We start from the raw sequence: 25,973 nt of genomic DNA, 5'->3' as shown, positions 1-25,973 counted from the left end.
ATCGTGGAGGGCCGTCGTCCTCGGTGACGACGTGCACTGACGGTAGCCCTAGCAATTGCAGATTGTCAACGCTATATTTTCTGCATGCGAGAATGGCGGGCAGTGGCCGATCACACCCGCCATGATGTGAAGGCAGGACCACTGGGGCAGATCAGCGAGGAGGGATGAGCGATGACGCTGGGCACGATCGGACCGCGTACCTCGCTGAGCGAGCACGTCGTGCGCATCCTGCGCGAGAAGATGGCCAACGGCGAGCTGCCGCCCGGCTCGCGGCTACGAGAGGCGGAGATCGCCGAGTCGCTGGACGTGAGCCGAGGACCCGTGCGCGAGGCGCTCGCCCTCCTGGAGGCCGAGGGGCAGGTGGAGATCAAACGGCACCGCGGTGCCTTCGTCTCGATCCTGACCCAACGCGATGTGGAGGAGGTGCACACGCTGCGCACCGCCGTCGAGACGCTCGCCGGTGAGCGCGCCGCCACCCGCCTCACTCCCGATCACCTCGCCGAGCTCGACCGGGTGCTGGAGCAGATGAAGGACACCTCCGGGTCGGTGCAGCCCGAGGAGGCCGTGGCGCTGGACCTCGCCTTCCACGACGTGATCTACGACGCTGCCGATCACGCCCGACTGCACCGGGTGTGGACCTCACTGCGCAGCCAGGTGGCCTTCTTCCTCATCACCCGCAACATCAACTTCCCCGACTTCCCCACGGTCGGCTACCCCGAGCACAAGGAGTTGCGGGACATCCTCGCCTCCGGCGACCCGGAAGCGGCGCGCGCAGCCGTAGCCGATCACATGCGCGGTGCGTACTCGCGGCTGCGCCAGCTCGAGCTGCCCGAGGCCTGAGAACTCGCGGCATCTGCACCCTTCAGGTGCGGGCGTCAACACGCTCTGACCGGACTGCGGAAACCGGATCGGCACTCGACCAATCCGGATCTGCGCACACTCCGAACACAGGGTGCACGTTGACGATCCACGAAGGAGATGCACGATGCGTAAGAAGACACTACTGGCGGTTCCGGCCGTCGCGATCAGCGCCCTGGCGATGACCGCCGCACCTGCCCTCGCCGACAACCACGAACCCTGGTCCGGGCAGGCCACACTCGATGAGCTCAACGGCAGCGGCACCAGCGGTGATGCCATGATCGAGCTCGACGGGAGCGAGGCGACCGTCACCATCAACATCTCAGGTGCGGCCGCAACGTTCGGCGACGGCCCGTTCCCGCACGCCCAGCACATCCACATCGGTGGCCAGGGAGTCTGCCCCGATGCCAGCGCCGACGAAGACGGTGACGGTGCCGTGAGCACACCGGAAGGCATTCCTTCCTACGGTCAGGTCAGCACCTCGTTGACCACCGAGGGCGACACGAGTGCGGACTCGGCCCTCGCCATCGAGCGCTTCCCCGGCGGGGAGTCCTACACCTACGAGCGCACCTTCGAGCTCAACGATGACACCGCTGCCGCACTGGCGGACGGAACCGCCGTCGTGGTCGTTCACGGTGTCGACCCGGAGCTCCTCAGCGAGGAGGCCGCCGAGAAGATGAGCCCGCTGAACGAGGAGCTGCCCCTGGCAGCCACCCTGCCCGCAGCATGCGGGGCGGTGAGCGTCTCCCAGATGGACGCGATGCCCGACGGCGGTGCGGACACCGGATCGCCGGTCCAGCCGGCCGACAACACCGGCGTGATGGTCGCAGCCGGCGCCGGCGCCGTGGCCCTGGCCGCCGGTGGCGCCTGGATGCTGCGTCGTCGTTCGGACAACGCCTGATCGGCTGAGCACCCACCGATGACGAGTTCACTCCGCGGTCGCCGCGCAGGCCTCATGGTCTGCGCGGCGGCCGTCGCTCTCACCCTCACCGCCTGCGCCGGGCCGGACGACGGCGTGGCAGCGCCCGCTGCATCCGACTCCCCTCAGGTCGAGGAGGTCCCCTCCGAGCCAACGCCGACGGCGGAACCCTCCCCGGCCCCTACCAGTGAGTCTCCCTCGCCCGCCCCGACCGAGGACCCCACGCAGACCGAGGAGCCGGAGCCGGTCTCACTGCCCGCCTCGGACCCGACCGTCGTCTCGGTGCCGGTGATCGGCGTCGAGGCCGAGCTGATGGACCTGGGAATCCAGGAGAACGGACTCATCGAGGTGCCGCCGTACAACCTGGGCTCCCCGCCCGGCTGGTACGTGCATTCCCCCACGCCGGGCGAGATCGGGCCCTCGGTGATCCTCGGTCACCGCAACGGCATCGAGGGCGGGCCAGGGATCTTCGCCGACCTGCCACAGGTCGAGATCGGCGACAGCATCGAGGTCACGCGCGAGGACGGCTCCGTGGCGACGTTCACGATCTACCGCACCGAACTCTTCGACAAGAGCCGGGAGGGCTTCCCCACCCTGGAGGTGTACGGGAACACCGAGGAGGCCGAGATCCGGCTGATCACCTGCGACGGGCTCAACACCGACACCGGCGTGCTGGAGGACAACTTCATCGCCTACGGCAGGCTCGACTCCTGAGGGTAAGACGATTCTGCTGACCGGATCGACTGGTATGCGTCGAGCGGGGCAGCATTCTGCGCAAGCTGACGCATTCGAGTCGGTCCGGTCAGTGCGTGCCATCGGGAGTGGCGCATTACCGCAGGAAGAGTGCCCGCAACCTCGTCGTCGTCAACCACAGGCCGGCTGCGGTCATGGCCACGAAGTAGCCCACGTGCACCAGTGTTGCCCACGTCAGGTAGCCCACCGAGAGCTGGCGCATCAGCTCCACCGCGTGCCACAACGGCAGCACCATCACCAGCCACTGCACCGCCTCGGGGTAGACGGTGATCGGGTAGAGCGTGGCGGAGAACAGGAACATCGGCAGCATCACGAAGTTCAGCAGATCCATCTGCTGGAACCGGGTGAGGAAGCTGGTGACGCCCATTCCCAGGGCCGCGAAGCCGAACGCGATGAGCACGGCCACCGGCACCATCGCGAGCGCCCACCACGAGGTCACCAGACCCATGACGGCCAGCACCCCCAGGAATCCCAGCGCATACAGGAAGCCGCGGAACAGCGCCATCAGGATCTCCCCGAGGGCCACGTTCCAGGGCGAGAGGGAGGTCTGCAGCATCGCCTCGTAGAGCTTGGCGAAGCGGAGCTTGAAGAAGACGTTCCACGTCGAGTCGTAGAAGGCGCCGTTCATGGCCGACGTCGCCAGCAACGCCGGTGCGATGAAGGCCGCGTAGGTGATCTCACGGCCACCCGGCCCGGAGACCTCCCCGACCAGCATCCCCATGCCCACACCCATCGCGAGCAGGTAGAACACCGGCTCGAAGAACCCGGAGACGAGGATCATCCAGTTCTGGTTGCGGATCACCGAGAAGCCGCGTTCGAGCACCGAGATCACACTGCTACGGGCGCCGGGCTCGGCGAGCACAGGTCGCTGCTGTTCGCGCACACTCATGAGGTCAACCTCCGGGTGTAGACGCGCCGGGCCCACATCACGCCGGCCAGCGTCGCCGCCACCAGCACCAGCACGTGCACGGCGATGAGCCACCCGGGTCCGGACGCGCCGTAGGAGACGAGCCGGGCCAGCTGCGTGCCATGCCAGACCGGCGAGAGCCAGCCGATCCACTGCAGGTAGACCGGCATCACCGCCAGTGGGAAGAACGTCCCGGAGAACAGGAACATCGGCATCACGATGAACCGCTGCACGAAGGAGAACTGGAAGCCTTCGCCCTCCAGGCTCGCGGCATACGCCTGCAGGGGCGCACCGAACGCCGTGGCCGCGAGCACCCCGATCGGCACCATCAGCACCGACCAGCCCAGGCTCGTCGCTCCGAATGCGACGGCGATCACCCAGAAGATCGTGCACTGCACCACGAACCGGATCACCACGGCGAGCAGGTGGCCGGCGGCGATCTGCGCGGGTCGCAGCCCGGTGGCGGCGGGGCCGTAGTAGGTGCGCATCCACTTGAATCCGGCCATCACCGGATACGTCATCTCACCGGAGACCGACATCACCACGGTGGAGACCAGCAATGCCGGAGTCACGAACGTCAGGTAGTCCACGCCGTCGACCGTGCCCACGCCGTTGCCCACCAGGGCGCCCAGGCCCAGGCCCATCGCGATGATGTACAGCAACGGCTGCCCGACGGCGTTCAGCAGCCCGGGCACGATGAAGGCCCGCATCGATCGCAGCACGGCCTCGGCGTGGTACCACGTGCCGAACCGGTGTGCCCGCTGCGCCATCACTGCGTGGCTGGGTGCCTGGCCGGAGTAGGCCAGGGTGGTCGTATCCAGGTCGTCGTGGTGGTGCCCCACCACGGTCTGCTCGCGGGCGGAACCGGTCTCGTCAGTCAATGAGCGACCGTCCTGTCAGGCGCAGGAACACGTCCTCCAACGAGGAGCGTCTCACCAGTGACGTCACGGGAGCCAGGCCACGGCGAGCGACCTCCTCCAGGCAGGCTTCGCCGTCATCGGCATACACGAGCACCCGGTCCGGCAGCACCTCGATGCGGCTGCCGACCCCGTCCAGCTCCGCGACCACGGTGGCGTTGCGGGCCGATCCGAAGCGGAGCTCGACCACCTCGCGGGTGGAGTAGGTGCGGATGAGCTCACGGGGGCTGCCCTCGGCCATGATCCGCCCGTGATCGACCACGATGAGCCGGTCGCACAGCTGCTCGGCTTCGTCCATGAAGTGCGTGGTCACCACGAGTGTGGTGCCCGCTTCCTTCAAGCGGAACAGCCGATCCCAGAGCACGTGCCGGGCCTGCGGGTCCAACCCGGTGGTCGGTTCGTCCAGGAGCAGGATCTTCGGTTCGTTCACCAGGCCGCGGGCGATGGTCAAGCGCCGCTTCATGCCGCCCGAGAGCGACTGCACCTTCTCCTTGGCTTTCGCCTCCAGCTGCGCGAATGCGAGCAACTCGTCGGCCTTCGCGGCGAGGAAGGAGCGGGAGAGGCCGAAGTAGCGCCCATACATGATGAGGTTCTCGCGCACCCGCAACTCTTCATCGAGATTGTCCTGCTGCGGGATCACCCCCAGATGCGCGCGCACCGTGGGCCCCTGCGGTCCTGGATCCATCCCGAGCACGGCGAGGTCACCGCCGGTGCGGTCCAGGGTGCCCCCGATCATCCGCATCGTGGTGGACTTGCCGGCGCCGTTCGGTCCGAGCAGCCCGAAGCTCTCGCCCGGGCGCACCTCGAAGTCGATGCCATCGACGGCGACGAAGTCACCGTAGGTCTTGCGCAGTTCGCGCGCGCTGATCACTGGCTCGACAACTGACTCGGTCACGGGGGTCAACTCTACGTCGCGCGATCCAGGACTGAGATCTCCCATCGGAATCCACTTCTGCCGTTGGGATCCGCCCAGGTGTGGTCGGTCAGACGTGGACTCCCCTGGCAAAGGTGGATTCGAACGGCTCGGTCGCTCAGGTACGGCGGCGCCACCACCGCACCAGCGCGGCCACGCTTGCCCCAACGATCGCGATCGCGAGCGCCACGAGAACCGGCGGCCCGGCGATCCCGGGAGCCATCGCCGCGGCTAGAACGTCCAGTCCGGCTCCCACCCGCTCACCGACATCGGCGCGATAGTCGGCCGCATAGCCGATGGTCGTGAGCAAGGCGGGCATCACCCACAACAGCACCAGGCTGAGCACCCATGCTGCGATCTTCGCGCTGAGCCGGATCCCGCACCACGCGAGCGCCACCCCCACCAGCACGGCGGGCAGCCACCTCAGAGCGCCAGCGACGTCGATCACCTCCGGAGCAGCCATCGCCGGCTCCGGGAGGAGCAGCATCCGGGCCCAGGCCGCGACCGGTGCGGCAGCGAATGCGACGGCGATCGCGGCTGCGCCGCGGCGACCGCGCCCGATGAGCCCCAGAACGAAGACTGCGCCAAGTGCGCTGAGCGTCGCCCACGTCAGCACTCCGGCGAGGTAGACGGTGGCCAGGGAGCGCTCCTCGAGTCCGGCGGCGAGCACCAGACCGCTCTGGATCCCGGCTGCCAGCATGCCGACCAGAGCTCCGAGCGCGGTCAGGCCGGTGGATCGATGCCGCCGCGCACGTGGTTCGAGGCGCGCGATCACGCCGGCGATGAGGCCCGCCGTCATGAGCATCCCCAGGAGCTGCACCAGGTGGTACTGGTTCAATGGAAGCAGCGCGAGTGGCATCTGCTCCGGGCTCATCTCGCTCGCCCAGAGGTTCTGCAACGGCAGCCGCGGGCCGGTCCGCAGCCATGGCAAGAGACCCACGACCACCGATGTCAGCCCCACCAGGGGGTAGAGCCACATCGGCATGCGCTGATCCCGCGGAGGGGTCCGCGGTGCTGAGGTGGGCGAGAGGCTCACCTGGTCGATCCTCGCCGGGTGCTCATGTCTCGATCCTGGCACGCTGCGCCGTCGCTCACCTGTCGGCACGGGATCGAGTTGCTCCACCTCGTGACGCAATCGACACCGGGGCGCTGATGCGCGCAGCATGGTGCGCAGGCGGACGAATCCCGGTCGATTCGGTCACCGCGGGTCCCGGCAGGCGCGGCTGACGGGACCGGTCAGGGAGCGAACAACGTCGTGGAGAAGCTGTACCTGCTCGCGCGGTAGATGTGACGGCCGTGCTCGATCGCGCGGCCGGTGGAGTCGTAGGCCGTGCGTTCCATGGTCAGCACGGCTGCCTTCGGCTTGTCCTCCAGCAGCCGGGCCTCGGCCGCGGTCGCGGTGCGCGCGCCGATCTGCTGGTGGGCCATGTGGATCTCCACCCCGGAGTCGCGCAACGCGTGGTAGAGCCCCATCTCACCGAGTTGCTCGTACGAGGGCGCCAGCTCGAGGGCGATGTAGTTGGTCATCAGTGCCAGCGGCTCACCGTCGGCCTGCCGCAACCGCCGGATGGTGACGACGTCGGATCCGCCAGGTAAGTCGAGCGCCTCGGTGATGTCGGAACCTCCCGGCGCCACCGAGTATTCAAGCACCGACGTACTCGGTTTGCGCCCACTGCGCTCGAGATCGTCGTAGAGGCTGGACAGGTCCACGCGCCGCCGCACCCGCACCGGTGCCACCTGGGTGCCGACACCGCGCTTACGCACGAGCATGCCCAGATCGACCAGTTCCTGCAGGGCTCGGCGAGCGGTCGGCCGCGAGACGCGGAGCCGCTCGGCGAGGGCTATCTCGTTCTCCAACCGCTGCCCTGGCGCGAGTGCACCACCCTCGATCGACTTCTCGATCGCCGTGGAGAGTTGGTGGTACAGGGGTATCGAGCTGGTCCGGTCAAGCTCGACCCGCACCGTCGCCACGTCGTCGGAACCCATCCGCCCTCCTGGTTCTGCGGTCACGATCGCCATCACTGTCATCAACGAGCATACAAACTATCCCACATGGATGCATTTGTTAGGACAATCGCTTGTCGAAACCGGACGTAGTACGGCACAATCGGGACCAGATCGGTCGAACACGTCCGCGCGAAAGGGATGAGGCACGCGGTGAACGTCATCACGATGGGGCGCTCCGGCGTCGACCTCTACCCGCTGCAGACCGGAGTTGGTCTGGAGCAGGTAGAGACGTTCGGGAAGTTCTTGGGCGGCAGCCCCACGAATGTGGCCGTCGCTGCCACCCGCATGGGGAGCCCGGCGGCGGTACTCACCGGTGTGGGCGACGATCCGTTCGGACGCTACGTGCGCGCCGAGATGCGCCGCCTCGGTGTGGACGACCAGTTCGTGGTCACCGACGCCGACCTGCCCACCCCGATCACGTTCTGCGAGATCTTCCCGCCGGACGACTTCCCGCTGTACTTCTACCGCCGGCCCAGCGCACCGGACCTGCAGCTGCGGCCCGAGCACATGCCGCTGGAGCAGATCGCCGCGGCGGACCTGTTCTGGGTCTCCGGTACCGGGTTCTGCACGTCACCGAGCCGGGAGGCGCACCACACCGCCCTCGCGCACCGCAGTACCCACGGCAGCGGTCGCCACACGGTGCTCGACCTGGACTACCGTCCGATGTTCTGGCCAGAGCCGGCCGAGGCGACCGCGCAGATGCAGCAGGCACTCGCCCACGCCACGGTGGCCGTGGGCAACCGTGAGGAGTGCGAGGTGGCCATCGGTGAGACCGAGCCGGAGGCGGCCGCCGATGCGCTGCTCGCAGCCGGCGTCCGCCTCGCGATCGTCAAGCAAGGACCGGCGGGAACCCTCGCCAAGACCGCCACCGAGCGGGTGGTCGTACCGCCGACCGAGATCGCCGTGGTGAACGGGCTGGGCGCCGGTGACGCCTTCGGTGGCGCGCTGGTGCACGGCCTGGTCAACGACTGGCCGCTGCAGAAGCTGATCGAGGCCGCGAGCGCCGCGGGGGCGATCGTCGCCTCCCGCCTGGAGTGCTCCACCGCGATGCCCACGCTCGCCGAGCTCGAGGCGGTCCTGGCAGGGACCCCGGTCACCGAGGTCAACGCGAGGGCCGGCCGATGAGCGGGGGCAGCCCAGGAGCCACCATCACCCCGCGCCCCGCCATCGCCGACCTGCCGCAGATCCGCGCCCATCACCCGGAGCGCATCGCCGCCTCGCTCGCGGCCCGCACCCCGGGGCAGCGCCCCACCACCGGGGAACAGCTGATGATCATCGCGGCCGATCACCCGGCCCGCGGCTCGCTCGGTGCCGGCCCGGACGCGATGGCCATGGCCGACCGCACGGATCTACTCGGGCGCTGCCTGGAGGCCCTGGCCCGCCCCGGCGTCGACGGCTTCCTCGGCACCGCCGACCTGATCGAGGACCTCACCCTGCTCGGCGCCCTGGAGGGCAAGCTGGTGTTCGGTTCGATGAATCGCGGCGGGCTCCCGGGAGCGGTGTTCGAGGCCGATGACCGTTTCACCGGCTATGACGCCTCCGGGGTCGCGGCCGCCGGGCTGGACGGCGGGAAGATGCTGTTGCGCATCGCCCCGGACAATGCCGGCACCATGCACACCATCGCCGCGTGCGCCGAGGCCGTCAACGACCTGGCCGAACGCGAACTGACCGCGATGGTGGAGCCGTTCTGGAGCTACACCGAGCACGGCCGGCTGCGCAATGATCTCTCCCCGGATGCGGTGATCCGTTCGATCGCCGTGGCCGCGGGCCTGGGCCGCACGTCGGCCCACACCTGGCTGAAACTGCCGGCCGTTCCCGAGCCGGAGCGGGTGATGGCCGCGACGACCCTGCCGAGCCTGATCCTCGGCGGCGAGGTCTCCGACGATCCCGACGCTGCACTCGCCACCTGGGAGGCCACACTCGCCTGCCCGAACGTGATGGGCCTGGTGGTCGGGCGGAGCTTGCTGTACCCGCCGGACGGCGACGTGGCCGCGGCGGTGGATGCCGCCGTCGGGCTGCTGTGAGCACACTGGTGTGGACAACTCGAGGAGGATGTGGCGATGACTGATGCCGACCTGCTGGTACGCGCGGGCAGCGCCCCGAACGGGCCGTTCGGGCTGGAGATCACCCCGGAACGGGCCGGCTGGGACTATTCCGGGCTGAAGGTCCTGGAGATCTCGGCCGGCGCCTCGGCGGAGGTGAGTCTCGGCGAGGACGAGGCGATCGCGCTGCCGCTGGCCGGCAGCTTCGAGATCGCCGTGGAGGGGCAGACCTTCCACCTGCACGGGCGACCGGATGAGTTCAGTGCCCTGACGGACTACGCCTACCTCGCCCGTGGCGCTCACGCGCGGATCACAGCCACTGCAGATCACGACGGCGTCCGGCTCGCCCTGGCCACGGCGCGCGCCGAGGAGCAGTTCACCAGCTCTTACCACTCCACCGACGAGGTGCGGCTGGAGCTGCGCGGCTCCGGGATCGCCTCCCGAGAGGTGCGCAACTACGCCCTCGGCAACGCGGTGCGTACGGACCGGCTGCTGGTGGTGGAAGTGATCACCCCCGGCGGCAACTGGTCCTCCTACCCGCCGCACAAGCACGACGTGCACACCGATGACGAGCGGATCCTCGAGGAGATCTATCACTTCCGGTTCCGCTCCCACGCCCCGGGTGCGCAAACCGGCGACGGCGTCGGATATCACCGTCAGCACGGCACCGCCGAGCGTCCGATGGAGCTGCTCGCCGAGGTGCGCTCGGGAGACACGGTGCTCGTGCCGCACGGCTACCACGGGCCGTGCATGGTGCCACCGGGATACGACATGTACTACCTGAACGTGATGGCCGGCCCCGAGCGCGACGGCACCTGGAAGATGACCGACGACCCGCACTACACCTGGGTGCGCGAGACGTGGGACGGTCAGGACTTCGACGCTCGGCTGCCGCTGGCGAAGGAGCAGTGATGACCGAAGCCTCGCAGCACTCGCCGGCGACCGTGCGGCTCACCGTCGCGCAGGCGCTGGTGCGCTTCCTCTCGGTGCAGTACACCGAGCGCGACGGCGTGCGTCAGCGGTTGATCCCCGGCGCTTTCGGGATCTTCGGTCACGGGAACGTGGCCGGCGTGGGCCAGGCACTGCTGCAGAACGCCCTGGATCCTGCTGACGGCGAGGAGTCGTTGCCGTACTACCTGGTACGCAACGAGCAGGCGATGGTGCACTCCGCCGTCGGCTTCTCCCGCGCGCGCAGCCGGCTGCAGACCTATGCCTGCACGGCCTCGATCGGACCCGGTTCGACGAATATGGTCACCGGTGCTGCACTGGCCACGATCAACCGGGTGCCGGTCCTGCTGCTGCCCTCGGACATCTTCGCCACCCGCCGGCCCGATCCGGTACTGCAGCAGCTCGAGAACCCGGGTTCGCCCGAGATGAGCGTGAATGACGCGTTCCGGCCGGTCTCGCGCTTCTGGGACCGCATCACCCGGCCCGAGCAGCTGATCACCTCGCTCCCGCAGGCGATGCGCGTGCTCACCGACCCGGCCGAGACTGGTGCGGTCACGCTGTGCCTCCCGCAGGACGTGCAAGCCGAGGCGCATGACTTCCCGGTCGAGTTGTTCCGCGAGCGCACCTGGCACGTGGGGCGGCCGGTGCCGGAGCCGGCGGCCCTGGAGCGCGCCGTGGCCGCGATCCGGTCCGCCCAGCGCCCGTTGCTGGTGGCCGGCGGTGGAGTGAAGTACTCCGAGGCCAGCCAGGCGTTGATCGACTTCGCCGACGCGACCGGTATCCCGGTGGCGGACACCCAGGCGGGCAAGGGGGCGATCCCGGCGGACCACCCGTGCGCCGTCGGAGGCGTCGGTTCCACGGGGTCGGCTGCAGCGAACGCGCTCGCTGCGGAGGCTGACGTGGTGATCGGCGTGGGCACGCGCTACTCGGATTTCACGACGGCGTCCCACACTGCCTTCGCTCGCGAGGACGTGCGCTTCGTGAACCTGAACGTGGCGAGCTTCGACGCCGCCAAGCACAGCGCCGAGATGCTCGTGGCCGACGCCCGCGAGGGACTGACGGCCCTGACCGGCGCGCTGTCAGGGCACCGGGTGAGCGAGGAGTACGCCGCCGAGGCGCACCAGCTCGCCCAGGAATGGGCCCGCACGACGGCGGAGCTCACCCGGCCTGCCGCCTCACCAGAGCGTCAGCTCCCCGCGCAGGTGGAGGTGTTCGGAGCCCTGAACGAGCTGATGGGCGCCGAGGACGTGGTGATCAACGCCGCTGGTTCGATGCCCGGTGACCTGCAGGCGCTGTGGCGCGCGGCAGGCCCCGACCAGTACCACCTCGAGTACGGCTACTCCTGCATGGGGTATGAGATCCCGGCAGCGATCGGGGTCCGGCTCGCCCGCCCCGAGAGCGAGCGGCAGGTGGTCGCGATCGTCGGCGACGGCACGTACCAGATGATGCCCACCGAGCTGGCGACGATCGTGGCCGAGGGCCTGAAGGTGATCGTGGTGGTGCTGCAGAACCACGGCTTCGCCTCGATCGGGGCGCTCTCGGAGTCGGTGGGTTCGCAGCGCTTCGGCACCGCCTACCGGATGCGGGACGACTCCGGGCAGCTGGCCGGCGAGTACGTGGGCGTGGACCTGGCCGCGAATGCCGCGAGCTTCGGGGTCCGGACCGTCACCGCCTCCTCGATCGATGACTTCCGGGGGGCCTACCAGCAGGCGGCCGCTGCCCCGGACGCCACGGTGATCGTGATCGAGACCGACCCGGTTGGTCCGAACCCGCCCGCGACGAACGGCTGGGACGTGCCGGTGGCCGAAGTGGCGCGGCTGGAGAGCACGCAGCGGGCCTACGAGGAGTACGCCCGGCTCCGGGCGAGGCAGCGGCACTACCTGTAGGGCCGCCGTCGGCGGATGCTTTGCCGTACTGCCCCGCCCACGTCCCTCAGCTCGCGGAGAGGCGCGCCATCTGGTCCTCGGTGAGCCGGACCTCGGCGGCCCCGACGGAGTCCAGGATGCTCTCGGGCCGGGATGCCCCCGGGATCGGGATGACCACGTCGGCCAGCGCCAGCTCCCACGCGAGCGTGACCTGGTAGACGCTCACCCCGAGCTCGTCGGCCACGTCGGCGAATGCGCGGTGCTGGCTGCCGAGCTCAGCCGCCTTGGCGATGCCACCGAGCGGACTCCAGGGCAGGAACGCAATCCCGAGTCGGTCGCAGTGCTCGAGCTCGTCGTGACTGGAGCGGAACCGGGGTGAGAACTGGTTCTGCACGCTCACCAGGCGTCCGTCCAGCACGTCGTTGGCCTCGTTGATCTGGGCGACGTCGGTGTTGGAGACGCCGGCCATCTGGATCACACCCTCGTCGAGGAGCTCGGCGATCGCGCCCATTGACTCGGCGAACGGGACCTCGGGGTCGGGGCGGTGGAACTGGTACAGCCCGATCGCCTCCACGCCGAGCCGCCGGGCAGAGTCCTTCGCGGCCTGCTTGAGCCGTTCCGGGCGTCCGTTCTTGATCCACGAGCCATCGCCTGGGCGCTGGGTGCCACCCTTGGTGGCCACCAGCACCTCGTCGTCACTGACGCCACGGGCGCGCAGGGCACGGGCGACGAGCTCCTCGTTGTGCCCCTCCTCACCGGCGTCGCGGTGGTAGGAGTTGGCGGTGTCGATCAAGGTAATGCCGGCGTCGAGTGCGGCGTTGATCGTCGCGATGGCGCGCTCGGTGTCGGGCCGGCCCTCGATCGACATGGGCATGGCTCCGAGTCCGATGGCGGAGACGAGTCGGTCGCCGATCTTGCGTTCGTGCACGGTGCTCCTCTTCGAGATGCTGCTTCCACGTCGACCGGACGTGGACGGTTGCCGCGCGGGGTTGGGTGGCCGCGCGGTTCCAGGATCAGGCGCTGGCTGCTTGTGTCCCGTAGCGCTTGGCCGCCCGCTCCTTGGCCTTCGCGGCCTCGACCTCCCGGTCCTTCGGTGGGGCTTGGGTGACCAGGTCGGCGAGTAGATGCTCCGTGGTGTGGGCGATGTCGGCGACAGCCTGGTCGAAGATGGCCTGGTTCGCGGCGGAGGGCTTGTTCATCCCGCTCACCTTGCGCACATATTGGAGCGCAGCGGCGTGCACCTCCTCCGACGTGGCGTGAGGCTCGAAGTTGTGGAGGGTCCGGATGTTGCGGCACATATCACCAGGCTGGCACGCCGGGCGTTCTGGCGCCAGAGGCCGGCAGGGGTTCATCACACTCGACACACGCTCAGCGAGCGGGTGCGCCGAGTACCAGCGATGGCACTTCGCCGGGCCGGTCGGCGGGCGGATCCATGCGGCGCAAGTGTCAAGCGTGTTTGACACAACCTCGATCGGGAATGTTAAGTGTCCTTAACAGGACGGAGGAACGCATGACACACCATGCAGACGGCACCACCGCACGCAAGCCCCTGCGCTGGGGTCGGTCACAGTGGGGCCGCACTCACCCGGGCGCCTGGTGGCACGCCGCCCCGCTCGGGATAGTGCTCACCGTGACTCTGTCGATCGCCTTCAGTCTCATCGGTTTCGATGCCGAGCAGCGCCGGCTCGCTCTCGGGATCGGCCTGCTCTGCTTTGCCGGCCCCGCCCTGGCCTTGGCGTGGATCGTGGTGGTCGACCGCTCCACGATCCGGGGCGCCGTCGACCGTCCGGAGGAGACGGTCGAGAACATCTGGTGGGATAGGGCCACCCAGCGCACGCTCTATGACGTGGTGGTGGTCGTCGGTGTCGGTGCCGCGGTACTGAGCCTGACCGGGTGGGAGGTCACCGCGGTCACGGCCCTGATGGCTCTCGCAGGGCTCATCGCCGCCGACGTCGCAATCCGGTACGTCCTCGCTCGCCGGGCCGGGTGAGGCATGCAGAACTCACTGATGGTCCGCCGTCAGGAAAGGGGCTGGTCTCAACAGTTCCTGGCCGAGCAACTCGGCGTCTCGCGCCAGACCGTGATCTCGATCGAGAAGGGGCGGTTCGACCCCTCGCTACCCCTCGCCTTCCGGCTCGCCGAGGTGTTCGGATGCCGCATCGAGGATCTGTTCAGCCCGTGACCCGTCACGGCACCACGACGGCCCGCCCCCGCAGTGTGCCCTCGTGCAGTCGGCGATACGCCTCCGGTGCCTCGTCGAGCGAGAAGGTCTCCACCTCCACGGAGACGCGCCCGGCGCGGGCGAGTTCCAGCACCTCGATCAGCTCGGAGCGGCTACCCCAGTAAGGGGAGCGGATGGTCGAGTCGTATGGACGCGCGAGCATCCCGATATCGGCCTTCGTGGCTCCGACCCCCACCAGCACCAGGTCGGACTCGGTCCCCAGTAGCGACAGTCCCAAGTCCACCGTGGGCTGGATCGCGACGAAGTCGAAGACGGCTGCCACTTTCGCCCCGCCGACGGCGTCACGGATCTTGCCTGCTGCCTCCTCGTCCGACGCGAACGCGTGGTGGGCACCGACATCCCGGGCGAGAGCGAGCTTGTCCTCGTTCACGTCGAGGGCGATGACAGTCGCCGGAGTGATCTCCCGAAGGATCTGGATGGCGACGTGACCCAGACCGCCTGCCCCGATCACGACTGCGACCGTGCCAGGGACGAGCTTCGGCAGCGACGTCTTGATCGCGTGGTACGGAGTGAGGCCGGCGTCGGTGAGGGCGACGTTGCGCACGGGGTCCAGATCGCCGAGCGGGGTGAGGTGGCGCTGATCGCGGACCAGCACATACTCGGCCATCGAGCCGTCGGATCCGAGGCCGGGTGGGGTGATGCCGAGCTCCGCGGCGCGCGGACAGTAGTTCTCCTTCCCCTGCGCGCACTCGTAGCACCGACCGCAGCCCTGCGGGCCGTAGATCGCGACGGCGTCACCGTCCTGCACGGCGTCGACCCCCTCGCCGCGCTTGTCCACCACGCCCACGCCTTCGTGCCCCAGGGTCATCGGGAGGGGGTAGCCGAACTGGGCGAACTGCTCCGCCGACAGACCCATCACAAAGGAATCGGAATGACACGCACCGGCGGCAGTGACCTTGACCCGCACCTCGCCCGGGCCGGGTTCCGGGATGGGCACCTCCCGCAGCTCGGGGGGACGACCGACCTCGACATACTGCAGCGCCTTCACTGTGAACCTCCGGCATCTCGTGAGTACTGAATCCCGTGGGTACTGAATCTCGTGAGTGCTGACACGGATCGAAGCCCGATGCGTGCTCTGACCCCCGACATGACCAGTCTCACGCACAGAGCTGGCGTTGTCCTGCCGACAGGGGATCACGGCCGAGTCCGAGCGCGAGCATCGGCGGCCGGGCACGCCTCAGTCCTTCGAGGAGGCACTCTCCACCCCGTACACGAGGCGCGCGAACTCGCCGAATGCGGTCGCCGAGACGAGCCGCAGCCGATCGGACTCGATCCGCCGGGGCAGCACGGGCGCCCCGCCGGTCAACGCCACCGGCGCGACCGACAGCGCAATCTCGTCGAGCGCACCGATGTCGAGGAACTGGCCGGCGAGGTCGCCACCGCGGCCGACCCGCCATCCGCCGACATCCGCGACGCGCTCACGGCCATCAAGAACAGAGCCGCTGCGCACTAAACTGGCCAAACTCGGGACGACCAGCGCGGGGTTCTGCTCAACGAACGTGCCCGTGGGGGAGGCCCGGTCGGGACAGCGCCAGGTGCGCTGACGCCAGATCACCCGCACTGGCACGATGCCCGGTACGTCGTGCAGCTCGCGACGTCGGCGTCCGCGGCTGGGCGCGACGACCCCGCAGGTTGGACAGCCCATGAGCTGCCAGGGCGTGGAGACGGTGACCGTCACGAGCACGTCAGTGCGCTCGACGGCCTCCACATGAATGCCCGGGTTACCCAGGAGTGTGTCGCAGCGGACGCAGGGATCAGTGGTGGGCGCATCGCTGCACCCTGTCGTGTTGGTCAACATCGAGGTCCTTGGAACGAACAGTTGCTTGGTCGCTACTGATCATCAAGGACCTCAACCCCCTCCCCACCTTCAACTACCACCGCAAGTCCCGCTCCCACCTGATTTCCGAAGAGCCCACATAGGGCTGATCGCAATATCCGTGAACAAGGGTCGTCCGTCCAACCTGCAGAGCTCGACTGTCGGCACGCCGTTGGTCAATGATGGCATCACTCCGTTCCGAAAGGTCTCCGCGACGTGTCCCTACGTGAGTCACCGAGAGCGTTTCGCAGGCACCTCTCGTGAGTCTCGGGGCTCTGTTGTGCCCTACTCACTTTGCCGTCGCGTGATCTGCGCAGGTATGTCTCGTTGATGTTCCTATCGTTGGACAGAGTCAGTTGCGTCGAACGAATCGAGATCGCTGCGGTACGGTAGGCCCTCCCAGTCGCTCAGGGTGGTGCAGGCCAATGCTCCAGCCAACACTGCAGTACTCAAGCGCTTCTCGGGACTCTCACCGGCCATCCACTCGACCAGGTATCCAGCCACAAACGCGTCACCTGCGCCGACGGTGTCCACGACCGGGACGGCCACTGCCGGAGTTCTGCGGATCTGGCCATCGATCATCGAATGCGCTCCCTCCGCACCGAGTTTGAGCACCACCTGCGAAGGGCCCAGACTGCTCAGGGTCTGCGCCATCTCTTCGACTGGACCGTCGGGTACCAGCAGGGAGGCCTCCTCTGGATTGGCGAACACCACATGCGCGCGTTCCGCCAAATGCCCGAGCGTCGAACTCGCTTCAGGCCTGCTCCAGAGGCTGGCACGATAGTTCAGGTCGAGAGACACCAAGGTCCCGTGTTCCCTGGCCACTTCGACCGCTTCTCGTACTGCTGACGCCGGCCCGGGACCGAGCGCGGGCGTGATCCCGGTGACGTGCAGCACGTCAGCCGAGGCAATCACGTCGGTAGCGAACGGGGTGATGGCCGAGGCGGCACTGCCGGATCGGTAGTAGCGCACATGTGTCCGCAGTGCATTGGGCCGTTCCTTGATCATGAGACCGGTCGGCCGGGCAGGATCGACGGACACCACCATGTCGACTCCTTCGGCACGCAACTCACGTCGGATCAGTTCGCCAAAGGCGTCCTCGCCCAGCCGACTCATCCACGTTGCCCGGCCGCCCAGCCGGCATACGCCGATGGCGACATTCGTCTCTGCCCCCGCCACCGAAAGTCGCATCTCACGGTTGCTCGACAAAGCGCCCAAGTTCACAGCGGAGATCTGCGCCATGGTCTCGCCCATCGTGACCAAACCGCTCATTCGGAGTCCCTCCTCGCCTGACGGACCTGACCGACGGCTTTCTCGGCCCTCTCGGCCAATGCAGCCAGATCGCCGCCGTCGGCCGCGTCGCCTTGTAGTGAACCGCCGAGCCCCACTCCCAACGCGCCGGCACGGATCCAGTCACCAATACAATCCAGGGCGATCCCGCCAGTGGGCATGAGCCGTATGTCCGGGCACGGCCCGGAGACGTCCTTGAGGTAGGACGGTCCGACCGCCGACGCGGGAAAGAGCTTGACCGCAGAGGCGCCCGCCCGCCACGCCCTGATGATCTCAGTGGGAGTCAGTGCGCCGGGGTAGACAGGTACACCGGCATCGACCGCGGCACCCATCACATCCAATTCAACCGAGGGAGACACGATGAACCCGGCACCCGCGTCGAGCACCTTGCGGACCTCGTCAGCAGTCGTGACTGTGCCGGCACCAACGTCCACAGTTGACGGTAGTTCGGACCGGACACTGGTGATGGCATCGACTGCACCGAGAGATGACAACGTAATCTCCAAGCAGGTGATACCCGCGTCGACCAGTACGTGACAGATGTCGTTGAAACGCTCGGTAGAGGTTCCCCTCAGGATGGCCATGACACCGGTCTCCACTAGCTGTGGACTCGGCTCCACTCGGCGGGACCTGGCGGCTTCGTTCATGGAGAACTCCCCTTCTCGACTACTTGGATACGAACGATTGACTTCACACAAGCCACAGACACCCGGCGATCGGCAGTTCGTGCAGGTCCGACCCCGTGAACTGCCAATCGCCGGATACTCAGCAGTCAACGAACCCCTGCTGCTTCAAGCCGCCACATCGGCCACCATTCATGCGGAATTCACCGAGCCCGTCCCGCGCAGATCACCGAGCTGACATCCGACGTGACACTCTGCAGCGATACCAGGGAGTGGACCGACGGTGAGTTCACTTGAAACTCTCTACAACCTGAGCGGCGAGTTCGCGTAGCTGTTCACGTGCGTTCTCATCGTCGATCGCTGCTGAGAACGTCGTGAACCTTTCGAGTGCACCCTCAGCTTGGTGATAGTTTCCACGCTTGATAGCCCGGTCCGCTCTCGCCAATTGTGCCCGTAGCCTGGCATGATCTCGCCGCTGCACTGTTCCATCCGCATGGAATGTGTCCAGCAACTCGCCAAGCTGCTCCAGCAGTTCAGAAGCACCAGCATCGGTACTGTCCGCGTACATCAGCCCGGAATCGTACGCATCACCCGAATCGTACGTCGGCGCCGCGCTCGAACTCCGCTCACGCGCAGGCACCGGTTCGGATGTCGAACTGACCTCTTGAACAGCGATCACACCGGCGAGTGCGACTGACGACAACTGAAGGAAACTCCGCCGCCCCACCTGGAATGTACCCAGTGTCCGATTCATGATGACCCTTCTCCTTACAACAGCAACGGTTACGAATCCCTGGCGTCAGAGTCCTAGCGATGCGACGAGCTTCATGGCAAGGAGCTCGCCGTAGCGGATTCCGTAGCGGAAGGTACCGGTGCCCACGCTGGTCCCGTCACTGCGTTCCTCCAGTACCTCGTCCTTGCAGAAGCAGGCGTACTTCCATGGATCCAAGCCCTCCGCCTCGAACGCCTCAACGGCATCCTGGGCGAGCACACCGAAATGGAAACGCGCCTGGTCACCTCGCTCTTCAACTGACTTCTTCCAACGGAACTTCGTAAACGAAATCCGATTGAGCGCAGCGATCTCACGTTCGGTCAGGTCTCCCTCTGCCACCTTCTCCGTTGCATCGGAGGTGTTGATGATGTCATTAGTCGCAAAGATCTCGCGCCAGCGACGATCGGAGGAACCGAGATCAACCTCGTCATCGACAGTTGGGCGCGTCGTCTGATGAAGGAGATTGACGGTAGACGTGCACTGAATTCGCGACCTTCCATCGACCCGCATGTGCGCAAATCTTCGCGCGTCAAGTGCAGCATCCCCGTCAGAAACAATGAGAAAATCCGAGCCGTCAGGATTGTTGACCAAAGACGATCTTGCGACCAGGTTGCCGCTGCTGTCTCGGGTAAGAGAGCCGTTTCCTGGGAAGTTGAACTGGTGCATCACCTCAAGGTGGTACAACTCACTCTTTGCCGTCGAAGCCGACCCGGTGTTGCTGAAGCGTCCGAGCTTTGATTGAAAATGTTGGCTCGTCGGTCCCGAATTTATGCCGTCAACAAAGATTCGATCTGTCCCTGGATTCAGGCTTCCTGCATCACCAGTGCTCTGAACCGCTATCGCACCATAGTTGTGTGTACTCGTATCGCCATGAGTGATCGGGCTTCCGTTGGTATCCGTTACCTGAGCTCCGGGACTGCTCTCCGTGTGGATTCCGTAGAATCTCACTTCGTACACACGTCCGAGGCCGACACGAACGGCCTCAAACGATCGGAATCTGCAGTTGGTGAAGATGAACCTTCTGATGCGGTTCTGACTGAAACCGCGCCGTCCATCGATCACGGCGCAACCCGCAAGCTGGTCAATGTCCTCTTCGTCGAAGTTCAGAGGACTCACCGGGTCGTACGCACGTTGCTCAGAGTGATGATCTCGCGCGAAGAATGTCGAATCCACGGCGTGGAAGTCGCTTGCCCCCGCCGTTCCGCGATCGCCCTGGAGATCGTATACCGTCTGGGAGACTTCGTCGTAATAGTTGCCTGATGGAGTCTCGATTGCACCCGCAATGAACAGCCCTTTCAGGCCTCCCTTGCAGTAGACCTTTTCGAAGAAGCACTGGTCAGCTCCACTCGGGAAACTTCCGACGGGGAATGGTTGCCCACCCGGAGCGGAGAACTCAGGGAGTCGGGCGCCTCGCGTAACATCGATATAGATGCTTGCAACTCGCCAGTAGCCGAAGATCCGTACATCCCGTAGCCGCAATTGCGTCCGGCAGCCATTGAAGATGCCAACATCCCACGCGTCACCAAGATTATCTGTATCCGGATCGTCGTAGTCCACATTAAGTCGGAGGCACAAGCCCTCAATCACGACGCCTTCGGCCTGCACATTAATCGCTGTCGAAAGCGGCTGATCGTTCGGGTCGCTCGATGTCTCACGCGGCTGCCTCCGCGTCTTCAAGTATGATTCGCCATCACCCGTGAACACGATGTCCGTGATGCCCACGTGATCGATGTCCGGCCTCGGACCATGACTAGCGCCTCCGCCAGCGCCGATGAGACGCTGACCCGAATTGAGAATGAGCAGCTCCTTCTCATGGATGCGGTAGCGACCAGGCGGGACGTACACCGTATGTCCGGTATCGAGTGCGGCCTGAAATGCTCCATGATCATCCGTGCCACTCTGAGTGCCGTCGTCCCAGTCGCCGACGGCACCGAAATCCTTCACGTTGACCGCAAAAGACTCAATCCCCTCTTTCAAGAGGGCAAAGTTGTTGTTCAATGGCGCTGATCGGACTTCGCCACCGATAATCTCGAGATCCATCTGTTCATACCTCCGCGTCGTTGTGGATTGCTATGTATGGATACGTTGCATCATGATTGATCGTGAGATTGAAACGCGAAAAGCTCAGCGTCATTGAGTTCAAAAGCAAGCTTGACGCGCTTCCCCGCTTCCATTCCTTCAGGAACGATGTTGGAATCTCCGTTCCAATGAGGTCTCCATTCGACACTATCTCCCGCCCATGGGTCACAGTTCTCGAATCGACGCCCGGGCAACGGCTCTCCATCTTCATGAAGCACGGCCACTCTGAGTCCGCCGCCATCTCTGCATCGAGCATTGATGGTCAGCTTTCGCCCGGGAAGTCGCAACGGCCGTGAGATGACCTGCCCTGCTCGAGGTGAACGTGCATCGATCGAACACAGGCCGTTGACCCTCATCTCTGCTCGCCCCAGTCCAAAACTCACATGGCTTGAGGGATCCCGGGCTTCAGGATGGTCAAGTCTCTGCCTCCCAGACATCCAGAAGTCATGGCTGTTCGGCGCACCACCGTGGTAGAAGAACCATTTGTCGCCGAACTGGACGGGCGGGCTGACAATAGAAACGAGTCGGCTATCCCAGTTCTCCGCTGACCGCGCCTCGAGGAAAGGGGTGCCACCATGGGCGAGCTGCCAGTCCTGTTCTTGGTGACTATACGCAAGCCGGACTTCCATGACGTTGTCAACGTAGTGAAGCACTCCGAGAGTTCCCACAGTGTAGTTTCCCGCTTCCCAGGCGGGCATTCCGTAGTATCCCACATCGAAGTTCTCGAATACGCTCGTCGGGCTCAGTACTGGAACTAGCTCGCTCCAGTTGATAAAGTCTGCACTGACAGAACGGTAGATCCGTCGACGATTCTCCAGATCCGTCCGGTGCGGGAAGAACGGCCGGGCAAAGCCGCCCTTTCCTGCAGCTGGGGGATGGCTTGCCGGGGAGTATCCAACATTCATCATTGCTGGATGTCGCGTGTACTGGGTGAACAGGCCGGTCCGCTGGTCGAAGCGGATAGTGGAGACGTCGCCCAACGCAGATCCCGACCGGCCGATGCTCGGGATCTCGCCAGCTCGCAGCCAGTGCAGACCATCCTCTGAAAATGCACATGACGTTCGACTCGACTGACCGTCCATTTCCGTGAATAGCATGTTGTAGGGATGGCCAGATGCCGCCGGTGAACTGATAGCGATCGCACTGGAATGCACACCGAGTTGAGACCACTGATTTCCCAAAGTTGGCGTTTCGCCGTTGTATCCGGCGACGATGTTCGTGCGACTCCCGTCTACACGTACGTGATCGAAGAGGGGCTTCGTGAACGTCACACCGTCTTCGCTCTCGGCATACAGGAGACGGGTTTTCCATGGATGCGTCTGGTACGGATGCATCGGTCCGAGATCCTCGTACCAGCATTTAACTAGTCCGTCATGAGGATCTCGAAGTACGTTGTAGTTGCTGTACGTGAAATACGGATGCTGCTCCCAAGGCTGGTCGGCCACGATGACTGGATCGCCAACTCGCTCCGGTTGGTGCCATCTCCTGCATGCGCCGTCCGCCTGCTCGATCAGTTGGTCGTCGAGAAACAGTTGCCATTCTGCCCCGATATGTAGATTCGTTGAATCGAAGGTCACGTCATACCTCCCGTTAGAAGTGCGGCTGTCGGGCCTTTAGCCCTTTTCTGCTCCTTGCGCCAGTCCGCTCATGAGGTACTTCTGGGCGAATATGTAAAGGAGAACGGCAGGAGCAGTCGCCAGCACCGATGCTGAGAATGCGTAATGGTACGCGGCGGTCTCTTCGCCAAAGAAGGTATAGATCCCGACGCTCATCACCGCGATTTCTCTGCTGTTGGCTACCACGAGGGGTATGAGAAATTCGCCCCATGAGGCAAGGAATGAAAGGAATGCTGCCGCCGATAGACCAGGGAGACTCAACGGTAGGATTACGCGCACGAATGTGTACCAGCGTGTCGCACCGTCGATGCTTGCAGCTTCGTCGAGTGAGCGGGGCAACGTATCGAAGAATCCTTTCAGGATCCAGATGGCAAAAGGTACACTAGATGCTGCGTAGAGGAGAACCAAAGCTGTGCGCGTATTGAGGAGACCGAAGCCATTCATCATCACGTAGAGTGGCACCACGTTGACCGTGCTGGGCATGAGTTGCAGAACCAACATGCCAACCAGGATTGGCTGCTTGAATCGAAAGTCATATCGAGAGAATCCATAGGCGGCAATGCTGGCAAGCGCCAAAGTGATCGCCAGTGCTCCTCCAGCGACGATGGCAGAGTTCGTCAGGTACCTGCCAAGGTCTGTCCGTTGCATGACATCCAGATAGTTCTGGAGTGTGGGTGCATCCGGCAGGAACTGAAGCGGAGTTCTGAATATCTCTGCTGGAGGCTTGAGTGATCCGAGTATTACCCACGATAGCGGTCCGAGGACGAATGCGAGGACCACTGCGCAGAGTCCGTAGAGGAGAATGTTCTTCCGTCGCTCTCGAGCTTTCCGCCGTCTGATCGCAGGGCTTTGATAGGTAGTGCTAACTGTCGCGCTCATGATCGACGCTCCGACCAGATCCGTAGGTACACCAGAGTGAGGACTAGGTTGAGAACGAGGATCACCGTACCGATGCTCGCCGCATAACCTGCATCCAGAAGCTCGAATCCTTGCTGGTACAGACTCACCGAGATCACCTCAGTAGCTCGTGCAGGACCACCGCCGGTCAGTGTCAGTGGTATATCAATGTGGTTGAGTGTTCCTGAAGTTGCCATGATCGCATTAATCAAGAGAATCGGGCGCAGCGACGGAATTACAACATGCCACAGGGTCTGCCAACTTTTTGCGCCGTCGAGCTTCGCTGCCTCATAGAGATCTTTCGGAATGGTCTGTAGGCCTCCAAGCTGCAGAATGATTGTGAGTGGTATTCCTCGCCACGCCACTGAAAGAATCATGATGGTCATCGCTAGAGTGGGATCAGCAAGCCAGTTCTGTGTATCGAAGCCTAGGCGCACCATGATCGCGTTTGCGATTCCCAGCTCACTGGCACCGAATATCTGCTGGAACATGATTGCAATGATCACGCCCGGCACAATCCACGGAACAATGGCAATGCTGCGAACGAGTTTCCGGCCGAAGAACTTCTGATTCAGAAGTAGTGCAATTCCCAGGCCAGTGCCCAACTGGAGGATGACAACCGCACCGACGAAAAGTGCAGTATTGGTCAGGACTGTCGGCAACGGTTCCCAGTTGAACAGTCGAACATAGTTGTCAAAGCCGATGAATCGCTCCCCGGAGTAGCCGAGGTTCCGGTTGGTGAAGCTGATGTACACCCCGTAGAGAGCGGGATACGCGGTGAATAGGAGGACGAAGAATAGTGCGGGTCCTATGAAGTAGGCGTGTCCCTGCCTGGCGGTCCATCGTCGCTTCGGCTGAGGAGCATCTCCGCTCACGCGGGTGGGCCGATGTCGTGTAGTTGTCGTCATGTGGGCTTCCCAGTATCGAGTGTGGACCATGAAGGCCCATGCAGAGCCCCAAGATGTTGGTGCCGTTCCGGATCGGAATCGGTCCGGCGTGTTCTATGCCTGGGGTTCTGCATAGGCCTCGCGGTGCTTAGGAGTCGGCTGCGCGACGATCGACCTCCGCCTGGACGTCGGCTTCTACGTGCGCGACGGCTTCAGCTGGTGTCAGACTTCCACTGAGCACTCCTGCCATCTGACCTGCCATCGAGGCAGAGATCACGGGATAGAGGGGGTGGGCCGGGCGCGGTCGCAACTCGACGCCTTCAATGATGTCGCGAAACTGCGTCATGAGTGGGTCAGTTGCATAGTAGTCGCGCTCCCAGATCTCGGGTTGGACGGGGAGGTGACCTGCCGCCTCATTGATCTGACCAAGACGTTCGGGTTCTGTCATGAAGTCGATTAGACTCCATGCCGCATCCTGGCGAGCTTCGTCGGCGGCAAAGCTCCCCCACGTCCACCCGACCAATACTGCTGCGCCGTTCCCTCCCTCAGGAAGGGGAAATGGGAAGGCACGTAGTTCCTCCTCCAAGTGAGGCTGGTCCTGGTAGATCTGGCGCACGCTTGAGGAAGAAGCGGCAACGGTTGCTGCTTCCTCGGTGTAGAGGAACGGGCGAATGGCCGCTTCGTCCATGATGCCAACGTCTGGTGTCATCAAGCCATGTTCTACTAGCTCGGCGTAAATGCTGTACGTCTCTTCGAGGAAGTCGCGGTTGTCGTCCTCAAGGATCGCTGCGTTGCCATCGCCGTCGATGAGCTGCCCGCCAAGGCCATAGAACATGCTGAGCATGTGTAGCGTGGTGAGTTCGGTGTCGGAGCCGGGAAGCATGACTGTGTCCTGGCCCTGGGCTGTCGCGGCCTCGCCGAGACTGAGGAGTTCTTCCCAAGTCTGCGGCGGCTCCGAATATCCCAGATCCTCCAGAACACTTTCCTGATAGAAGAGGCCTCGCCAAGCGTTGTGGAACCACACTGCGTAGAGTTCGTCATCGAACGTCACAGGTTCAAGCACGCGCTCATCGAACTGTTGCCGCTTATCAGCATCCATGTACTCTGTCAGCGGTTGCAGCTCGCCTGTCTCCTCCATTCGTGCGACCCACTGTCCGTCCAGCATCGCGACGTCAGGCAGGTTTCCGCTATCCGCTGCGGTGAGGAGCTGGCGGAGGGTGTCATCGGGGGAACCCGCCATCATCTCCCAATGGATGCTGATGTTCGGATGTGCCTCATCAAACTCTTGATAGAGCTCCGCCCATAGGTCACCCACCGCTGCAACATCGGCTGCCGGCGAGAAGCTGGTTGGCACCCAAATCTCCAACTCGATGGATTCCGGTGCACCGTTCGCACCGTTGGACTCATCCACCCCCGACTCAGGCTGATCGGACGACGCGCACGCCGACACTCCAAGGGCGGACACCAACAGCACGCCGGCGATGTTCCTACCACGCATATCTGACTCCCTCCACGGCTTCACCATCAAAGCCCTTGCTCCAGGCGCTTTCTCTCAGTTTGCGCAGGTTGCAAACGAAGTGCCCTGGCTGCAAGTACAATATGAAGGTGCCGCCCCACTGTCA

Annotated in this window: 26 protein-coding genes; 9 read left to right on the top strand and 17 right to left on the bottom strand. The window is 64.8% G+C overall.

Translation table 11 applies throughout. The features are described 5' to 3' along the window. Positions 1-171 precede the first annotated feature (171 nt). The 3 genes from FV560_RS02390 to FV560_RS20250 all read left to right on the top strand — a co-directional run bounded on the left by FV560_RS02390 (position 172) and on the right by FV560_RS20250 (position 2,491). Entirely contained in the window at positions 172-840 is a 669-nt protein-coding gene (locus FV560_RS02390; protein ID WP_159618860.1) for a GntR family transcriptional regulator, read from the top strand. A gap of 145 nt (positions 841-985) precedes the next feature. After that, positions 986-1,759, top strand: a complete 774-nt coding sequence (locus FV560_RS02385; RefSeq protein WP_159618858.1) for a hypothetical protein — start codon at positions 986-988, stop codon at positions 1,757-1,759. A gap of 18 nt (positions 1,760-1,777) precedes the next feature. Next, on the top strand, positions 1,778-2,491 hold the full coding sequence (locus FV560_RS20250) for a sortase domain-containing protein (protein ID WP_235019871.1): 714 nt from the start codon (positions 1,778-1,780) through the stop codon (positions 2,489-2,491). 115 nt (positions 2,492-2,606) lie between these two features. Here the strand turns inward: FV560_RS20250 and FV560_RS02375 are convergent, their stop codons facing one another. The 5 genes from FV560_RS02375 to FV560_RS02355 form a co-directional block, all read right to left on the bottom strand. Beyond that, complete coding sequence (locus FV560_RS02375) at positions 2,607-3,419, bottom strand: ABC transporter permease (RefSeq protein WP_159618856.1); 813 nt, start codon at positions 3,417-3,419, stop codon at positions 2,607-2,609. Beyond that, positions 3,416-4,318, bottom strand: coding sequence for an ABC transporter permease (locus FV560_RS02370; protein ID WP_235019870.1), 903 nt, complete (start codon positions 4,316-4,318; stop codon positions 3,416-3,418). The genes FV560_RS02375 and FV560_RS02370 overlap by 4 nt, the downstream gene beginning before the upstream one ends. Continuing rightward, on the bottom strand, positions 4,311-5,249 hold the full coding sequence (locus FV560_RS02365; RefSeq protein WP_420853341.1) for an ABC transporter ATP-binding protein: 939 nt from the start codon (positions 5,247-5,249) through the stop codon (positions 4,311-4,313). Before FV560_RS02365 ends, FV560_RS02370 begins: the two co-directional genes overlap by 8 nt. A gap of 136 nt (positions 5,250-5,385) precedes the next feature. Then, the gene (locus FV560_RS02360; protein WP_159618852.1) at positions 5,386-6,252 is read right to left on the bottom strand and encodes a hypothetical protein; all 867 of its coding nucleotides are present in this window, start codon (positions 6,250-6,252) and stop codon (positions 5,386-5,388) included. Between the two features lie 251 nt (positions 6,253-6,503). After that, entirely contained in the window at positions 6,504-7,253 is a 750-nt protein-coding gene (locus FV560_RS02355) for a GntR family transcriptional regulator (RefSeq protein ID WP_159618850.1), read from the bottom strand. Between the two features lie 159 nt (positions 7,254-7,412). On the opposite strand from FV560_RS02355, the gene iolC reads away from it, so the two are divergent. The 4 genes from iolC to iolD are packed head-to-tail and all read left to right on the top strand — an operon-like array spanning position 7,413 to position 12,150. After that, positions 7,413-8,399 carry a 5-dehydro-2-deoxygluconokinase gene (iolC, locus tag FV560_RS02350; RefSeq protein ID WP_159618847.1) on the top strand — a complete coding sequence of 329 codons (987 nt, stop codon included), beginning with the start codon at positions 7,413-7,415 and terminating at the stop codon, positions 8,397-8,399. Next, positions 8,396-9,298 carry a Cgl0159 family (beta/alpha)8-fold protein gene (locus FV560_RS02345; protein WP_159618845.1) on the top strand — a complete coding sequence of 301 codons (903 nt, stop codon included), beginning with the start codon at positions 8,396-8,398 and terminating at the stop codon, positions 9,296-9,298. Before iolC ends, FV560_RS02345 begins: the two co-directional genes overlap by 4 nt. Positions 9,299-9,334: 36 nt before the next feature. Next, complete coding sequence (gene iolB, locus FV560_RS02340) at positions 9,335-10,228, top strand: 5-deoxy-glucuronate isomerase (protein WP_159618843.1); 894 nt, start codon at positions 9,335-9,337, stop codon at positions 10,226-10,228. Then, positions 10,228-12,150, top strand: coding sequence for a 3D-(3,5/4)-trihydroxycyclohexane-1,2-dione acylhydrolase (decyclizing) (iolD, locus tag FV560_RS02335; protein WP_159618841.1), 1,923 nt, complete (start codon positions 10,228-10,230; stop codon positions 12,148-12,150). The genes iolB and iolD overlap by 1 nt, the downstream gene beginning before the upstream one ends. Before the next feature lie 46 nt (positions 12,151-12,196). On the opposite strand, the gene FV560_RS02330 is transcribed toward iolD, so the two are convergent. Both FV560_RS02330 and FV560_RS02325 read right to left on the bottom strand, forming a co-directional pair. Next, positions 12,197-13,057 (bottom strand): aldo/keto reductase, encoded by an 861-nt coding sequence (locus tag FV560_RS02330; protein ID WP_159618839.1) that lies wholly within the window; start codon positions 13,055-13,057, stop codon positions 12,197-12,199. A gap of 85 nt (positions 13,058-13,142) precedes the next feature. Next, entirely contained in the window at positions 13,143-13,427 is a 285-nt protein-coding gene (locus tag FV560_RS02325) for a DUF2277 domain-containing protein (RefSeq protein ID WP_159618837.1), read from the bottom strand. A 212-nt stretch (positions 13,428-13,639) separates the two neighbouring features. Here FV560_RS02325 and FV560_RS02320 point away from each other — a divergent pair, with 212 nt between their 5' ends. Both FV560_RS02320 and FV560_RS02315 read left to right on the top strand, forming a co-directional pair. Next, entirely contained in the window at positions 13,640-14,119 is a 480-nt protein-coding gene (locus FV560_RS02320) for a hypothetical protein (protein WP_159618835.1), read from the top strand. Positions 14,120-14,122: 3 nt separating this feature from the next. Further along, positions 14,123-14,311 carry a helix-turn-helix transcriptional regulator gene (locus FV560_RS02315; RefSeq protein WP_159618833.1) on the top strand — a complete coding sequence of 63 codons (189 nt, stop codon included), beginning with the start codon at positions 14,123-14,125 and terminating at the stop codon, positions 14,309-14,311. Between the two features lie 4 nt (positions 14,312-14,315). Here FV560_RS02315 and FV560_RS02310 read toward each other — a convergent pair whose 3' ends face one another. The 10 genes from FV560_RS02310 to FV560_RS02265 all read right to left on the bottom strand — a co-directional run bounded on the left by FV560_RS02310 (position 14,316) and on the right by FV560_RS02265 (position 25,849). Next, on the bottom strand, positions 14,316-15,359 hold the full coding sequence (locus tag FV560_RS02310) for an NAD(P)-dependent alcohol dehydrogenase (RefSeq protein ID WP_159618831.1): 1,044 nt from the start codon (positions 15,357-15,359) through the stop codon (positions 14,316-14,318). A gap of 189 nt (positions 15,360-15,548) precedes the next feature. Next, positions 15,549-16,169, bottom strand: a complete 621-nt coding sequence (locus FV560_RS20245) for a dihydrofolate reductase family protein (protein ID WP_235019869.1) — start codon at positions 16,167-16,169, stop codon at positions 15,549-15,551. Positions 16,170-16,523: 354 nt separating this feature from the next. Continuing rightward, positions 16,524-17,459, bottom strand: coding sequence for a sugar kinase (locus FV560_RS02300; protein WP_159618829.1), 936 nt, complete (start codon positions 17,457-17,459; stop codon positions 16,524-16,526). Further along, a complete protein-coding gene (locus FV560_RS02295; protein ID WP_159618827.1) occupies positions 17,456-18,124 on the bottom strand; it encodes a bifunctional 4-hydroxy-2-oxoglutarate aldolase/2-dehydro-3-deoxy-phosphogluconate aldolase in 669 nt (222 codons plus the stop codon). The genes FV560_RS02300 and FV560_RS02295 overlap by 4 nt, the downstream gene beginning before the upstream one ends. A gap of 265 nt (positions 18,125-18,389) precedes the next feature. Continuing rightward, positions 18,390-18,854 (bottom strand): FIMAH domain-containing protein, encoded by a 465-nt coding sequence (locus FV560_RS02290; protein ID WP_159618825.1) that lies wholly within the window; start codon positions 18,852-18,854, stop codon positions 18,390-18,392. 45 nt (positions 18,855-18,899) lie between these two features. Continuing rightward, complete coding sequence (locus FV560_RS02285) at positions 18,900-20,912, bottom strand: glycosyl hydrolase family 28-related protein (RefSeq protein WP_159618823.1); 2,013 nt, start codon at positions 20,910-20,912, stop codon at positions 18,900-18,902. A 50-nt stretch (positions 20,913-20,962) separates the two neighbouring features. Then, entirely contained in the window at positions 20,963-22,528 is a 1,566-nt protein-coding gene (locus FV560_RS02280; RefSeq protein ID WP_159618821.1) for a hypothetical protein, read from the bottom strand. Positions 22,529-22,564: 36 nt separating this feature from the next. After that, on the bottom strand, positions 22,565-23,347 hold the full coding sequence (locus tag FV560_RS02275) for a carbohydrate ABC transporter permease (protein WP_159618819.1): 783 nt from the start codon (positions 23,345-23,347) through the stop codon (positions 22,565-22,567). Positions 23,348-23,442: 95 nt separating this feature from the next. Next, entirely contained in the window at positions 23,443-24,219 is a 777-nt protein-coding gene (locus FV560_RS02270; protein WP_159618817.1) for a carbohydrate ABC transporter permease, read from the bottom strand. 280 nt (positions 24,220-24,499) lie between these two features. After that, positions 24,500-25,849 (bottom strand): ABC transporter substrate-binding protein, encoded by a 1,350-nt coding sequence (locus FV560_RS02265; RefSeq protein ID WP_159618815.1) that lies wholly within the window; start codon positions 25,847-25,849, stop codon positions 24,500-24,502. Positions 25,850-25,973 lie beyond the last annotated feature (124 nt).

The sequence above is a fragment of the Ruania rhizosphaerae genome, from assembly GCF_009805705.1.
Classification (GTDB): Bacteria; Actinomycetota; Actinomycetes; order Actinomycetales; family Beutenbergiaceae; genus Ruania; species Ruania rhizosphaerae.
This window is presented reverse-complemented; position numbering and strand designations above follow the sequence as displayed.

Excerpts from the sequence above, each read along its gene's own strand:
- FV560_RS02390 (WP_159618860.1), top strand. The coding sequence starts at position 172 with ATGACGCTGGGCACGATCGGACCGCGTACCTCGCTGAGCGAGCACGTC.
- FV560_RS02385 (WP_159618858.1), top strand. The coding sequence starts at position 986 with ATGCGTAAGAAGACACTACTGGCGGTTCCGGCCGTCGCGATCAGCGCC.
- FV560_RS20250 (WP_235019871.1), top strand. The coding sequence starts at position 1,778 with ATGACGAGTTCACTCCGCGGTCGCCGCGCAGGCCTCATGGTCTGCGCG.
- FV560_RS02375 (WP_159618856.1), bottom strand. The coding sequence starts at position 3,419 with ATGAGTGTGCGCGAACAGCAGCGACCTGTGCTCGCCGAGCCCGGCGCC.
- FV560_RS02360 (WP_159618852.1), bottom strand. The coding sequence starts at position 6,252 with ATGCCGATGTGGCTCTACCCCCTGGTGGGGCTGACATCGGTGGTCGTG.
- FV560_RS02355 (WP_159618850.1), bottom strand. The coding sequence starts at position 7,253 with ATGGGTTCCGACGACGTGGCGACGGTGCGGGTCGAGCTTGACCGGACC.
- iolC (WP_159618847.1), top strand. The coding sequence starts at position 7,413 with ATGAGGCACGCGGTGAACGTCATCACGATGGGGCGCTCCGGCGTCGAC.
- FV560_RS02345 (WP_159618845.1), top strand. The coding sequence starts at position 8,396 with ATGAGCGGGGGCAGCCCAGGAGCCACCATCACCCCGCGCCCCGCCATC.
- iolB (WP_159618843.1), top strand. The coding sequence starts at position 9,335 with ATGACTGATGCCGACCTGCTGGTACGCGCGGGCAGCGCCCCGAACGGG.
- iolD (WP_159618841.1), top strand. The coding sequence starts at position 10,228 with ATGACCGAAGCCTCGCAGCACTCGCCGGCGACCGTGCGGCTCACCGTC.
- FV560_RS02325 (WP_159618837.1), bottom strand. The coding sequence starts at position 13,427 with ATGTGCCGCAACATCCGGACCCTCCACAACTTCGAGCCTCACGCCACG.
- FV560_RS02320 (WP_159618835.1), top strand. The coding sequence starts at position 13,640 with ATGACACACCATGCAGACGGCACCACCGCACGCAAGCCCCTGCGCTGG.
- FV560_RS02315 (WP_159618833.1), top strand. The coding sequence starts at position 14,123 with ATGCAGAACTCACTGATGGTCCGCCGTCAGGAAAGGGGCTGGTCTCAA.
- FV560_RS20245 (WP_235019869.1), bottom strand. The coding sequence starts at position 16,169 with ATGTTGACCAACACGACAGGGTGCAGCGATGCGCCCACCACTGATCCC.
- FV560_RS02300 (WP_159618829.1), bottom strand. The coding sequence starts at position 17,459 with ATGAGCGGTTTGGTCACGATGGGCGAGACCATGGCGCAGATCTCCGCT.
- FV560_RS02295 (WP_159618827.1), bottom strand. The coding sequence starts at position 18,124 with ATGAACGAAGCCGCCAGGTCCCGCCGAGTGGAGCCGAGTCCACAGCTA.
- FV560_RS02290 (WP_159618825.1), bottom strand. The coding sequence starts at position 18,854 with ATGAATCGGACACTGGGTACATTCCAGGTGGGGCGGCGGAGTTTCCTT.
- FV560_RS02285 (WP_159618823.1), bottom strand. The coding sequence starts at position 20,912 with ATGGATCTCGAGATTATCGGTGGCGAAGTCCGATCAGCGCCATTGAAC.
- FV560_RS02265 (WP_159618815.1), bottom strand. The coding sequence starts at position 25,849 with ATGCGTGGTAGGAACATCGCCGGCGTGCTGTTGGTGTCCGCCCTTGGA.